This window comes from Saccharopolyspora thermophila, from assembly GCF_014646075.1.
Lineage (GTDB): Bacteria > Actinomycetota > Actinomycetes > Mycobacteriales > Pseudonocardiaceae > Saccharopolyspora > Saccharopolyspora thermophila.
Genome location: NZ_BMMT01000011.1, coordinates 102,373 through 115,102, shown reverse-complemented (window position 1 = coordinate 115,102; position 12,730 = coordinate 102,373). Strand labels below are relative to the sequence as shown.

The following is a 12,730-nucleotide window of genomic DNA, read 5'->3' as shown; positions in this document are numbered from 1 at the left end:
GCGATGACACCCCGGCTGCTGACTGCGCGTACCCGCAGGCTCGAACCAGGCGACCCCCGATGTGACCTCCCTCTCCTCGACCTGCTGCCCGCGGAGGGGGTGCTGAGCTGGGTTCGCGACGGCGCCGGGCTGGTCGGCTGGGGCACCGCGGCCCGCCTCGACGTGTCCGGCCCGGACCGCTTCACCCACGCCGACGCCTGGTGGCAGCACCAGTGCCAGCGGTTCGAGGTGGTCGACGCGGTCGGGTTGCCCGGCTGCGGCCCGGTTGCCTTCGCCAGCATGGCGTTCGCCGACGATCCCGGGCAGTCGGTGCTGGTGGTGCCGGAGGTGGTCATCGGTGAGCGCGACGGGGTGCGCTGGATCACCACGATCGGCGACGCCTCAGCCGAGCCACCGCAGCCGCAGCCCGTGCGCCCGCCCGGCACCGTGTCCTACAGCGACGGGCAGCTGTCCACCACCGGCTACCGCCAGGCCGTCGCCGAGGCCGTGCGCCTGATGCAGCAGTCCGACGACCTGCACAAGATCGTGCTCGCCCACGACCTGCTCGCCACCACCTCGGAGCCGCTGGACACCCGGTTCCTGCTGCACAACCTGGCCGCCCGCTACCCGACCTGCTGGACGTTCGCGGTGGACGGGCTGATCGGTGCCACCCCGGAGCTGCTGCTGGAACGCGTGGGGTACGAGGTGCGCTCCCGGGTGCTCGCCGGCACGATCTGGCCGCGTGACGGGCACACCCCGGACCAGTTGGCGGCCGAGCTGATGGCGTCGGCGAAGAACCGCAGCGAACACGCCTACGCCACGGAGTCGCTGGCCGTGCAACTCCAGCCGTTCTGCAGCGACCTGGTGGTGCCGAACGAGCCCGAGATCATCCGGTTGCGCAACGTGTTACACCTGGCCACCAACGTGGAGGGCAAGCTGCGCGAGGACGACGCCGCCACCGGCGCCACTTCGCTGCTGCGCATGGTCGACGCCGTGCACCCCACCGCGGCGGTCGGCGGGACCCCCACGGACGACGCGGTGCGCATGATCGGGCAGCTGGAAGGCATGGACCGGGGCCGCTACGCGGGCCCGGTCGGCTGGCTGGACGGCAGCGGCAACGGCGAGTTCGGCGTGGCGCTGCGGTGCGCGCAGGTCGAGGCCGCCGCGCTCGAGGGCGCACACGAGCGCGGCGGCAGTCGGGTCCGGCTGTTCGCCGGGTGCGGGGTGGTCGCCGATTCGGACCCCGACCTGGAGGTCGCGGAGGCGGAAGCGAAGCTGCTTGCTGTTCGCGAAGCCCTCGAAGGCGTCCGCTGAACCCGCCCCCGCGACCGGTCATGCTCAGTCGTGGTTGTGCAGGAGTGCGTGTGTCCGGTCGATTTCCGCGACCGCCTTCGGCGGGGCTGCCGCGACGCGCAGGGCGCTCTCCTTGACCCCGGTCGCCTCGCCGACCGGCGGCCGTCCCTTGGTGAACAGCCACGCGTTGAACAGCTCGTCGAGCTGCTTGCCCGACTTCTGCTCGGCCAGGGCGATGAACTCCTCGATTGTGCCGGTGGAGTAGCGCTTCTCCGACACCCAGGTCCGCACGATGTCCAGCAGCGTCTCGTCACCGACGACGTTGCGCAGCGCGTGCAGCGTCATCGCCCCCCGGTCGTAGACCGCGTCGTGGAAGACGTTCTGCGCACCCGGGTCGCCCGGCAGCACCTGCCAGAACGGGTCGTCCGCCGGGTGCTGCGCGTAGTAGTGGTCGAACAGCTCCTGCGCGGTGCCGGTGCCCTGGTGCTCCGACCACAGCCACTCGGCGTACGACGCGAAGCCCTCGTTGAGCCAGATGTTGCGCCAGGTGTCCACCGAGACCGAGTCGCCAAACCACTGGTGGGCGTTCTCGTGCACCACCACCGAGGTGTTCGCCCCGTCCCGGAAGAACAGGTGGCTGTAGGTGGGCCGGGTCTGGTTCTCCAGCGCGAAGTTCATGCCCTCCGAGGACACCAGGCCGCCCTGCGCCTCGAACGGGTACTCGCCGAGCAGGCCGGTGAGGAACTCCACGATCTCCGGAGTGCGTTCGACGCTGGCCTTCGCCGCGCCCTCGTACTCACCGAGCTTCTCGGAGTAGGCGGTCACGAACGGCTGCCCGAACGCGCCGGTCCTGCTGTTGATCTCGTACTGCCCGACACCAATGAACGCCAGGTAGGTGGCGGCCGGCTTGGTGGTCCGCCACTTCCACGTCGTCCACCCGGCCAGGCTGGAGTTCCGGGTGTTCACCCCGTTCGACAGCACCTCGGTGCCATCCGGCACGGTCACGGCGATGTCGTAGGTCGCCTTGTCCCGTGGGTGGTCGTTGCCCGGGAACCACCACGCGGAGATCTCCGGCTGGCCCACCGCCAACGCCCCGTCCGAGGTGCGGATCCACGGCTTCAGACCGTCGACCTCCACGGTGGACGGAACGCCCTCGTACTCCACGACGAACGTCGCCAGGCTGCCCTCGGGCAGCGTCTGCGCCGGTGTCACCGTCAGCTCGGTGCCGTCCTGCGAGAACTGCGCCGGGACCCCGTTGACCCGCACCGACTTGGCCGTCAGCGCGAAGTCCAGGTTGAACGCCGTCAGGTTCTGCGTGGGCCTGGCCACGATCGTCGTGGTGCCCTGCAGGTGGTCGTCCGCCGGCTGGTAGCGGACCTGGATGTCGTAGTGCGAGACGTCGTAACCGCCGTTGCCATACCCCGGGAAGTAGTCGTCGCCCGCACCCGGCGCCCCCGGTCCGTCGCTCCCGGCCATCGCCGGTGTGGCGAACAGCGCCGCCGCGCAGCATGCCGCCGCTGTCGCCCGCAGGCCGTGTCGTCGAAACACCTAGCCACCCCTCCTCGAACTCGTGGTCCGGTAGGAGGGTAAGGAAAGTCAACTCCACCGGGCATGTTTTCGGCGAAGAGAATTTTCCCAGTATGCGCGGAAAAACCGCGAAGCCACCCGGACGGGGCACGCCCGCGCCCGGGCGCGCCGGTCCGCGCCCGGTCAGCCGAGCAGAGCGGAGCGCACGGCGGTCTGGAGCCGCTGGTGCACCGCTCGCAGCTGGTCGCGGTCGGTCCGCACCTCGATGACACGCAGTCCCGGTTGCCACCGCAGCGCCGCGGTGAGGTCCGAACGCTGCTCGACGAGCACGTGCTCAACGCCGTGCGCCGCGCACAGCTTGCCGATGTCGGTCCCATGCGGCGTGCCGAAGACCCGCTCGAACGAGTCCCGGTATTCGGGACTGCCTTGCTCCAGCAGGGAGAAGATGCCGCCGCCGTCGTCGTTGAGCACGACGATCGTCAGGTCCGGGCGCTGCTCCTGCGGTCCCAGCAACAAACCGTTGCTGTCGTGCAGGAAGGTCAGGTCGCCCAGCAGCGCGTAGGCGGGTCTGCCGTGGGCCAGGGCCCCGCCGATCGCGGTGGACACCATGCCGTCGATGCCCGCGACACCGCGGTTGCGGTGTACGACCACATCGGACCGCTGCCGGGCGGCCAGTGCGACGTCCCGCGTCGGATTCGACGCCCCCAGCACCAGCAGCGACCGTTCCGGCAGGGCGTCCACCAGTTCGCGCGCCACCGCGGGACCGCTGGGCCAGCGCTCCAGGTCCAGCGCCGCGTGCAGCGCGGCGGACGCCTTCTGGTCGGCCTGCTGCCAGCCGGTGAGCCAGTCCGGGTCCACCGGTCCCGGCTCGCCGCCGAAGGTCTCGGCCACCTCCCGCAGGTTGTGCGCCGGCGCGGGCCACGGCACACCGCCGTGCGCGAGCAGCACCTCCACCCGGCTGTCCGCCAGGAGCTTCTGCACCTGCCGGAAAACCGTCGGCCGTCCCACGCACAGCACCTGCTCAGGGCGGTGTCGCTGCATGAACTCGGGCAGGTTCAGCAGCCACATCCCGGTGCTGATGACCGCCGAACCGGACAGGCCCACACCCCCGGATTCCGACAGCACCGGCCAGCCGTAGCGCTCACCCCAGTCGCTGGCGCGCGCCGCACCCCAGTCGGCCACCAGGACGAGGCCCCGCCGAGCGTGCACTTGGGACAGTGCGCTGGGTGCCCACCCGCGCGCGGACACCTCCGTCCACCGCGCACCGGCCGCACGGCCGTCCAGCGGTTCGCACCACTCTCCGCCGCCGGTCGGCACCAGGGGTTCGCGGAACGGCAGGTTGAGGTGCACCGGCCCACCGCGGGAACCGCCGAGCGCCGCATGCCAGGCTCGGCAGACCTGGCTGCGCCAGTAGGCGTTCTGCCCGGGCCGGTTCTCGGCGACGGCCAGCTCGTCGAACAACCGCACCTCGGTGCCGAACAGCCGCTGCTGGTCGATCGTCTGGTTCGCGCCGGCTGCGCGCAGTTCCGGCGGCCGGTCCGCGGTCAGCACGATCAACGGCACTCCGGAGTGAAAGGCTTCACTGACCGCCGGGTGCAGGTTCGCCGCAGCGGTGCCCGACGTGCAGACCACCGGTACCGGCGTCCGCGACCGCGCCGCCAGGCCCAGCGCGAGGAACCCCGCGCTGCGCTCGTCGATGCGGACGTGCAGCCGCAGACGCTCTGCGTGCGCGGCCCTGTGCAGCGCGTAAGACAGAGGTGCGTTGCGCGACCCCGGGGAGAGCACCACCTGCCGCACCCCGTTGCGGACGAGTTCGTCGACGATGACCTCAGCCTGGGCCGTGGACGGATTCAACCGATCACCTCTGCACATCGCTTGGCGACCACCGGTCACCGGGAGCATCGTCCCCCGTGCCGCCGGCCGCGCAGGCGCCCGGCGACCGCGGGGAGGCCCCCGCACCGAGCGCTTGCTGCGCCTATTGTCCCAGGTGTGCAGAATCCCCGTGTCTCTGAGCTGTTCGATCCTGCTTTGTGGGAGCCCGTGGCGGGCTTCGAGTTCACCGACATCACCTACCACCGCTGCGTGGAGGACGGCCCCGGGAAAGGCACCGTGCGCATCGCGTTCGACCGCCCGGAAGTCCGCAACGCGTTCCGCCCGCACACCGTCGACGAGCTGTACCGCGCCCTGGACCACGCGCGGATGAGCAGCGACGTCGGCTGCGTACTGATCACCGGCAACGGCCCGTCCCCCAAGGACGGCGGCTGGGCCTTCTGCTCCGGCGGTGACCAGCGCATCCGCGGTCGCGACGGCTACCGGTACGCCGAGGGCGAGACCGCCGAGACCGTCGACCCGGCGCGCGCCGGGCGCCTGCACATCCTGGAGGTCCAGCGGCTGATCCGGTTCATGCCCAAGATCGTCATCGCGGTGGTGCCGGGCTGGGCCGCCGGGGGCGGGCACAGCCTGCACGTGGTGTGCGATCTCACGCTGGCCAGCGCCGAGCACGCGCGCTTCAAGCAGACCGACGCGGACGTGGGCAGCTTCGACGGCGGGTTCGGCTCGGCCTACCTCGCCCGTCAGGTCGGCCAGAAGTTCGCCCGCGAGATCTTCTTCCTCGGGCGGACCTACACCGCCGAGGAGGCCCACCGGATGGGGATGGTCAACGCGGTCGTCCCGCACACCGAGCTGGAGAACACTGCCCTGCAGTGGTCCCGCGAGATCAACGGCAAGTCGCCGACCGCCCAGCGGATGCTCAAGTTCGCGTTCAACGCCATCGACGACGGGCTGATCGGCCAGCAGGTGTTCGCGGGCGAGACCACCCGCCTTGCCTACATGACCGACGAGGCCGTCGAGGGGCGTGACGCCTTCCTGGAGAAGCGGAAGCCCGACTGGTCCGCGTTCCCCTGGTACTTCTGAGCTCACCGAGCCGGTTCCGGACCGGGCGGCCCCGGTCCGGAACCGGTCTTCAGCGGCACCGCCGGCCCACCCCTCTTCGGCCGGGACCACCAGCACGATCACCACCAACATCACGCACTCCTCTCCACCGGTACGCAGAGATCATCGGCCGACGTAATCGAACACTTGATCGCTAGAACAGGTGATCGAGTGGCGGGGTTATCGTTGGCCCCCGCTGATCCGCGGCCGAGAATGGCTGCATGCCGACAGCCCGCACGGTGCAGCCACTCCCCGTGGCACCAGGAACCGGTGCCCTGCAGGCGCTGGCCCCGCTCGCGCGGGCGCTCGCCGGGGAGGGCCCGGCTCTGCTCCCCGTGGCCGCCGACAACCCGGCCGAGGCCGACCGGCTGACCGCCGCGCTGGCCGGCGAACCGGCACTGACCGGCGACGAGGACACCGCCGACGACCCGACCGCCCTGGTCATCGCCACCTCCGGCTCCACCGGCACCCCGAAGGGCGTGCTGCTCGCGGCGTCGGCGCTGCGCGCCTCGGCCGGGGCCACCCACCGCCGCCTCGGCGGTCCCGGCCACTGGCTGCTGGCGATGCCCGCCCACCACATCGCGGGCATCCAGGTCCTGGTCCGGGCGTTGCTGGCCGGAACGCGCCCGCACGCCGTCGACACCACGGGTGGCTTCCGCCCCGACCGGTTCGCCGAAGCGGCCCGGGAGGTGCTCGCCGCCAACGGACCGCACTACACCGCGCTGGTCCCGACACAGCTGTCGAGGCTGGTCAGCGCGGGTGGTGCGGCGCTCGCCGCGCTGCGCGAGTTCGACGCCGTCCTGCTCGGCGGAGCGGCGACGCCGCCCGCGCTGCTGGCCCGGGCTGTCGACAGCGGTGTCCGCGTGACCACGACGTACGGCATGAGCGAGACCTCGGGCGGCTGCGTCTACGACGGTCGACCGCTGGACATCACCCGGGTCCGCATCGACGGCGGGACGGGCCCGATCCACCTGGCCGGGCCGATGGTGGCCCGGGGCTACCGGAACCAGCCCGGTGCGGCGGCCTTCGCCGACGGCTGGTTCCGCACCGGCGACATCGGCCGCTGGCGCGGCGACCGGCTGGAGGTGCTGGGCCGGGCCGACGACATGATCATCACCGGTGGCGTCAACGTCGCCCCGCTCCCGGTGGAGCGCGTGCTCACCGAGCAGCACGGCGTGCGCGAGGTGTGCGTTCTCGGCGTCGCCGACCCGGAGTGGGGCCAGGCGGTGGTGGCCGCGGTCGTCCCGACCGACCCGGCGGCCCCGCCGCCGCAGGACGCCCTCCGCGCCGCGGTCAAGGAGCGGATCAGCGCCGCCGCGGCCCCCAAACGCATCGTCTTCCTCCCGGAGCTCCCGCTGCGCGGACCGGGCAAACCCGACCGCCGGGCCCTGGCGGTGCTGCTCGGGTCGTGATCGCCCGGGGAGGTTCTCGCCGGAGCGGGCCGGCGCGTGCGCGAAGATGACCCCCATGGCGACTGTCGCTCAATGGATTGAAGGCGCACGTCTTCGCACCTTCCCGAACGCGATCGCTCCGGTTCTTGCCGGAACCGGGGCGGCCGCCGGCGTCGACCGGTTCGACCCCGCCACCGCGGCGCTCGCGCTCGCCGTCGCGCTGCTGCTGATCATCGGCGTGAACTTCGCCAACGACTACTCCGACGGCATCCGCGGCACCGACGACGACCGCGTGGGCCCGTTCCGGCTGGTCGGCTCCGGTTCGGCCCGGCCGGCCGCGGTGCGCAACGCGGCCTGGATCTGCTTCGGGCTGGCCGCGGTCGCCGGCCTCGGCGTCGTCGTCCTCAGTGGACACTGGTGGCTGCTGGCGGTGGGCGCGCTGTGCATCGCCGGGGCCTGGTACTACACCGGCGGCAAGCGGCCCTACGGGTACGCCGGGCTGGGCGAGCTGGCGGTGTTCATCTTCTTCGGGCTGGTCGCCGTGCTCGGCACGATGTACGTGCAGGCGGACACCATCTCAGGCTTCGGCATCGGCGCCGCGGTTGGCGTCGGCGCCCTGTCCAGCGCCGTCCTGGTGGCCAACAACCTCCGCGACATCCCGTCCGACCGGGTCACCGGCAAACGCACGCTGGCGGTGCTGCTGGGCGACCGCGACACGCGCACGCTCTACGTCGCGCTGACGCTCGTGCCGTTCCTGATCACCGTCCTGATCGGGCTGCGCAACTCCTGGGTGCTGCTCGGTTTCCTCGCGCTACCAGCGCTGATCATGCCGCTGCGGGCGGTGGTCGGCGGCGCGCAGGGGCGTGCGCTGATTCCGGCGTTGCGCGACACCGGTTTCGCGATGCTCATCTGGGCCGCGGTGACCGCGCTGGCGCTGGCCTTCGGCTGATCGGCAGGGCCCGCATCCGACGCGTCGGCCAGCCCAACCTCCGCGCGGCGGCCCGGTCCTGCGACGTCGCCGGGAGTCAGACCGTCTCCGTGCCGGGTTCGCGACGTCTCAGGACTGCACGACAGCGGCGAGGACGTACTGCGCCACGTGCTGCGCGGTCTGGCACTGCTCGGCGCTCGTTTCGCCTGCGGTCACGGAGACCTGCAGCGTCGCCCCGGCAACCGGCACGAATACCGTGCAGTCGCTGGCGTGCAGCGTCTGACTGCCCCGAACCGGGCCCAGGTCGACCTCCTCGCGCCCGAGCGTCCCGTAGCCCTCGGGTTGGGCACCGATCACCACGGAACGCTCGCCAGAACGCGCCTGGAAACTACAGCCGCGCACGGCGAACCCGACCTCGCGCGGGTGTCCGCTGTCAACCGGGAACGCCAACGCGCTGAGGTCACCGACGTCGACGAGCCCGCACACCTGCTCCGGCGTCAGGTCGGCGAGGCGCCTGCGCTGCTCAGGCGACACGGTCCGGGTGAGGGACGGGGCCGCGGCCGAGGACGTCACCTCCTCGGTGGTGCTGGTCTGCGCGGCCGGCGGCACGGTCGGCGGCCCGGACTCGCCCGCCGTGCACCCGGCCACCACCCCGACCAGCGCGATCGCGGACAGCCCTGCCTGACGCCTCACCAGCACCACCCTTCCTGCGCGCCCCCTGCACGGTAGCGTCGGCCCGTCCGGCGCGGGCCGCTAGTAGGCCACCCGGAACTCGCCGGTGGCGTGGAAGTGCTCGAGCACCGCCTGCGGCCCGCTCAGGTCCAGTCCGCGTTCGGCCACCCAGCCGTCGTCGTAGTACGTGTTCGTGTACCGCTCCCCGCCGTCGCACAGCAGCGTCACGATGCTGCCCTGGTGACCCTGCTGGATCATCTCGGAGACCAGCGCGAACACGCCCCACAGGTTGGTACCGGTGGAACCGCCGACCCGGCGCCCCAGGACCTGCTCGACGTAGCGGATGGTGGCGATCGACGCCGCGTCCGGCACCTTGATCATCCGGTCGATCGCCTCGCCGACGAACGACGGCTCCACCCGCGGTCGCCCGATGCCCTCGATCAGCGAGCCCTTGTCGCTGGTCCGCGACGTGTCACCGTCCCGCCACGCGTCGAAGAACACCGAGTGCTCCGGGTCGACGACCGCCAACCTGGTGTTGTGCCGCCGGTAACGCAGGTAGCGCCCGATGGTCGCGCTGGTACCGCCGGTGCCCGCGCCGACGACCACCCAGGTCGGTTCGGCGTACCGCTCCAGCGCGAGCTGTTCGAAGATCGACTCGGCGATGTTGTTGTTGCCCCGCCAGTCGGTGGCCCGGTCGGCGTGGGTGAACTGGTCCATGAAGTGACCGCCGAGCTCCGCGGCCAGCCGCCGCGACTCGGTGTAGATCGCGCCCGGCTCGTCGACGAAGTGGCAGCGCCCGCCGTGCCACTCGATCAGCGCCACCTTCTCCGGGCTGGTGGAGCGCGGCATGACCGCGATGAACGGCAGGCCGAGCAGGCGCGCGAAGTATGCCTCCGACACGGCCGTCGAACCCGACGACGCCTCGATCACGGGTGTGTTCTCGGTTACCCAGCCGTTGCAGATCGCGTACAGGAACAGCGATCGGGCCAACCGGTGCTTGAGAGAACCCGTCGGATGTGTTGACTCGTCCTTGAGGTAGAGGTCGACTCCCCACTCCGCCGGCAGCGGATACCGCAGCAGGTGGGTGTCCGCGCTGCGGTTGGCGTCGGCCTCGATCACACGCACCGCTTCGCAGGTCCAGTCACGGGTCCTGGCGCAGGAGCGGTCGATGCTGCCGATCACCGGGCTTGCGAGGTGCGGTCGCCGCGCAGCTGGGCGCGGAGCTCCTCGCGGCGGGCCCGGCGCGCCGCGGCCCGCTCGGCCATGCCGGTCGCCACGCGCCGCCGCAGCCGACCGAACACCACCAGCGACAGCGGCATCACGACCACCACCGACACGGCCAGCGCGACCAGCGCCGGCACCTGCGCCAGCACGAGGAGCGCGGCCACGGCGACCACCATGGCCAGCCGGGCGGCGGTGTAGAGCGCGACGTCGCGCGCGAGGTTCGGCTTCGCGCCTTCGACTTCCTGCTGTTCCTGCACGTCACCCAGGGTAGAGCAATCCGGGCGCCGACCTGCCGGGCGACCGCGGGGGCGCGGCCGCGCACCGCCCGAAGAGCCGCTTTCGTCCCTTACCTTCCCTTTACCTAAAGCCAAATGTTCGAGTACCTGACCATCGAGGTGCCAGGATGCGACCGGAATGCCCGAATGACCACGACTCGACAAGTGGAGGTCGACTGTGTCCGCGACCCAGCAGTCTCGCCAGAACGGCCAGGAGCAGCTCCTCACGCCCGGTGAGGTCGCGGCGCTGTTCCGGGTGGACCCCAAGACCGTGACGCGGTGGGCGACCGCCGGGCGGATCGGCTCCATCCGCACCCCCGGTGGACACCGCCGCTTCCGCGAGTCCGAGGTCCGCACGCTGCTGGCCGAGCTGACCAACGACGTCAACCGTCCGGCCTGAACCGCGCCGCCCGGTCTGAACCACCGCGCCGCCCGGGCGCTGCGGGACCGCCCGGCGGTCCGCCGGTCCGGGTGGGACCTCGCCCCGTCCGCGAGGCGCCACCCGGACCGGACCGCGCCCGGCGGATCCGCCGCGGGACCGCGCCATCCGCGTCAACGACAACCGCAGTCGGGATTGGCTAATCTCGAAGCGGAGACTGTGGGAGGTGGCCCCGATGATCTATGTCCTGGCGGCGATCGGTGCGCTCACCATCGTCGTGCTGATGTGGAAGGCGTTCGGCCCCGCCTCGATCGCGGCGGCCCGCCGCCCCCGGCAGGCGCCCGTGGCGCCGGACGACGACCCCGAGTTCCTGCGCAAGCTCGACGAGCAGCGCCGCAGGTCGCGCCCCTCGGACGAGAAGGACTGACGCACCTGGGTGCGGGCGGCGCACGCCCGCACCGGTTCCCTCACCCCTGGCGGTTGCGCCCCGGCGCGTGCGGGAAGTCGTCGGCCACGATCGCCGCCAGCTCCAGCAGCGCCATCCGGGTCGGCGCAGCCAGCCGGTCCAGCTCCACCTCGGCACCCTCCTCCAGGTGCGGGTCGAACGGAATCTTCGACACCGCGCGGCACCGCGCCCCGAAGTGCGCGGCCAGCTTGTCGATGTCGACCTTCCCAGCGGCCGGCCGCACCGAGTTGATCACCGCCACGGACCGCGACACCAGGTCCCCGTAGCCGTGCGCGTCCAGCCAGTCCAATGTGGCCGAAGCGCTGCGGGCCCCGTCGATGGAGCTCGACGACACGACGACCAGCGAGTCCGCCAGGTCCAGCACGCCCTTCATCGCGGAGTGCATCAGCCCGGTGCCACAGTCGGTCAGCACCACGTTGTAGAAGTGCTCCAGCAGCGTCACGGTGCGCCGGTAGTCGTCCTCGCTGAACGCCTCCGAGACGGCCGGGTCCTGCTCGCTGGCCAGGATCTCCAGCCGGCTGGGCCCCTGCGAGGTGTAGGAGCGGACGTCGCTGTACTTGCGGATCCGGTGCGCGTCCCGCAGCAGGTGGCGCACGGTCGCGGTGGTCTCCAGCGGGATCTTCTGGCTCAGCGTGCCGCGGTCCGGGTTGGCATCGACGGCGATCACCCGGTCGCCGCGCAGCGACGCGAAGGTGGAGCCGAGGGTGGCGGTGGTGGTCGTCTTGCCGACGCCGCCCTTCAGGCTGAGCATGGCGATCTTGTAGCAGCCCTGCAGCGGCTGGTTCACCCTGGTGATCAATTCGCGGCGGCGCCGGTCGGCCGGGCTCTCGCCGAGGTTCACCGTCTTGCCGGTGGCCAGGTACACGGCGCGCCGCCAACCCGATTGGGGTGACCGTTTGGTCTGCCGAAGTAGCTGAGCGGACGAGAGGTCCTGGCCGAACGGCTGATCCCCCGCCGGCCCGGACGGTCCAGCCTGGGTGTATGGCGAATACGACTGCTGCGGGCCGACTTGCTGGTTCATCGGCTGCTGTCCCGCGCCGGGCGCCGGGTACGGTCCGGACGGCCCGCTGGCGGTCGGCGGGTACGGTCCGGACGGGCCACCGGAAACCGGCGCGTACGGTCCAGAAGGCCCACCGGAGACGGAGTAGGGACCGGACTGCGTCCCGAGCACCTGGTGCGGTCCCGACATGGTCGGCTGCTGGTGCGGCCCGGACGCCGCCGGGTCCGCGTGGTACGGCCCGCTCGGGAACTGCTGCGGGCCGGACCGGCTCGGGTCCGCATAGTTCGGCGACGCGCCGGTCGGCGCACCGCTTGGGTAGTACGGCTGCGGCGCGTCGTCGACCGGGTAGGCGCCCGCTTCCTGCGACGAATCCACGTACGACGGCGTGGGCTCGGTGGCGGGATGCGGCTGCCCCGGTGTGGTCGCCGACTCCACGTAACCGCCCTGCGGAGCCGACGCCGCACCCTTGGCCTCGGATCCGGAGGACGCACCCTCGGCCGAGGTCGCAGCGGTGCCCGCGTCCCGCCGTGCGTCAGGCTCTTCGTACTGTCCGGTCACCGTTGCCGTCCCTCCAACAATCGAGTCGAGCCCTGCCGGACCGAATCGAGATCTCCCCGCCCCCGAGAGGCACGGTAGTCCCAGGTATACCCACGAGTCACCGGGGG

The 12,730-nt window shown here is 71.8% G+C and carries 12 protein-coding genes; 6 read left to right on the top strand and 6 right to left on the bottom strand.

Going from position 1 to position 12,730, the window contains the following annotated elements:
- Positions 1-3: 3 nt before the first annotated feature.
- A complete protein-coding gene (locus tag IEY17_RS16370; protein ID WP_188988765.1) occupies positions 4-1,293 on the top strand; it encodes an isochorismate synthase in 1,290 nt (429 codons plus the stop codon).
- 24 nt (positions 1,294-1,317) lie between these two features.
- On the opposite strand, the gene IEY17_RS16365 is transcribed toward IEY17_RS16370, so the two are convergent.
- Positions 1,318-2,820 carry a M1 family metallopeptidase gene (locus IEY17_RS16365; protein WP_188988622.1) on the bottom strand — a complete coding sequence of 501 codons (1,503 nt, stop codon included), beginning with the start codon at positions 2,818-2,820 and terminating at the stop codon, positions 1,318-1,320.
- A gap of 162 nt (positions 2,821-2,982) precedes the next feature.
- Complete coding sequence (gene menD / locus IEY17_RS16360; protein ID WP_188988620.1) at positions 2,983-4,653, bottom strand: 2-succinyl-5-enolpyruvyl-6-hydroxy-3-cyclohexene-1-carboxylic-acid synthase; 1,671 nt, start codon at positions 4,651-4,653, stop codon at positions 2,983-2,985.
- Between the two features lie 135 nt (positions 4,654-4,788).
- Between menD and IEY17_RS16355 the strand changes: the two genes are divergently transcribed.
- From IEY17_RS16355 to IEY17_RS16345, 3 genes are all read left to right on the top strand, one after another.
- Positions 4,789-5,712: a 1,4-dihydroxy-2-naphthoyl-CoA synthase gene (locus IEY17_RS16355; RefSeq protein WP_188988619.1), complete on the top strand. Its 924-nt coding sequence runs from the start codon at positions 4,789-4,791 to the stop codon at positions 5,710-5,712.
- Positions 5,713-5,951: 239 nt separating this feature from the next.
- Positions 5,952-7,142 carry an o-succinylbenzoate--CoA ligase gene (gene menE, locus IEY17_RS16350; protein WP_188988617.1) on the top strand — a complete coding sequence of 397 codons (1,191 nt, stop codon included), beginning with the start codon at positions 5,952-5,954 and terminating at the stop codon, positions 7,140-7,142.
- A 55-nt stretch (positions 7,143-7,197) separates the two neighbouring features.
- A complete protein-coding gene (locus IEY17_RS16345; protein ID WP_188988615.1) occupies positions 7,198-8,070 on the top strand; it encodes a 1,4-dihydroxy-2-naphthoate polyprenyltransferase in 873 nt (290 codons plus the stop codon).
- 108 nt (positions 8,071-8,178) lie between these two features.
- Here the strand turns inward: IEY17_RS16345 and IEY17_RS16340 are convergent, their stop codons facing one another.
- From IEY17_RS16340 to IEY17_RS16330, 3 genes are read right to left on the bottom strand one after another with little or no spacing between them, the layout of a single operon-like run.
- Complete coding sequence (locus tag IEY17_RS16340; protein WP_229680223.1) at positions 8,179-8,742, bottom strand: DUF3558 family protein; 564 nt, start codon at positions 8,740-8,742, stop codon at positions 8,179-8,181.
- Between the two features lie 60 nt (positions 8,743-8,802).
- Positions 8,803-9,900, bottom strand: coding sequence for an L-cysteine desulfhydrase Cds1 (gene cds1, locus IEY17_RS16335; protein ID WP_229680233.1), 1,098 nt, complete (start codon positions 9,898-9,900; stop codon positions 8,803-8,805).
- Positions 9,900-10,202: a DUF4229 domain-containing protein gene (locus tag IEY17_RS16330; RefSeq protein WP_268240363.1), complete on the bottom strand. Its 303-nt coding sequence runs from the start codon at positions 10,200-10,202 to the stop codon at positions 9,900-9,902. Before IEY17_RS16330 ends, cds1 begins: the two co-directional genes overlap by 1 nt.
- A gap of 196 nt (positions 10,203-10,398) precedes the next feature.
- On the opposite strand from IEY17_RS16330, the gene IEY17_RS16325 reads away from it, so the two are divergent.
- Positions 10,399-10,620, top strand: a complete 222-nt coding sequence (locus IEY17_RS16325; protein ID WP_188988610.1) for a BldC family transcriptional regulator — start codon at positions 10,399-10,401, stop codon at positions 10,618-10,620.
- Between the two features lie 214 nt (positions 10,621-10,834).
- Positions 10,835-11,026: a hypothetical protein gene (locus IEY17_RS16320; RefSeq protein ID WP_188988607.1), complete on the top strand. Its 192-nt coding sequence runs from the start codon at positions 10,835-10,837 to the stop codon at positions 11,024-11,026.
- A 40-nt stretch (positions 11,027-11,066) separates the two neighbouring features.
- Here the strand turns inward: IEY17_RS16320 and IEY17_RS16315 are convergent, their stop codons facing one another.
- Positions 11,067-12,623 carry a MinD/ParA family ATP-binding protein gene (locus IEY17_RS16315; RefSeq protein ID WP_188988605.1) on the bottom strand — a complete coding sequence of 519 codons (1,557 nt, stop codon included), beginning with the start codon at positions 12,621-12,623 and terminating at the stop codon, positions 11,067-11,069.
- Between the last annotated feature and the right edge of the window lie 107 nt (positions 12,624-12,730).

Coding starts and splice junctions, on each gene's coding strand:
- IEY17_RS16370 (WP_188988765.1), top strand. CDS start 4: ATGACACCCCGGCTGCTGACTGCGCGTACCCGCAGGCTCGAACCAGGC.
- IEY17_RS16320 (WP_188988607.1), top strand. CDS start 10,835: ATGATCTATGTCCTGGCGGCGATCGGTGCGCTCACCATCGTCGTGCTG.
- IEY17_RS16345 (WP_188988615.1), top strand. CDS start 7,198: ATGGCGACTGTCGCTCAATGGATTGAAGGCGCACGTCTTCGCACCTTC.
- menE (WP_188988617.1), top strand. CDS start 5,952: ATGCCGACAGCCCGCACGGTGCAGCCACTCCCCGTGGCACCAGGAACC.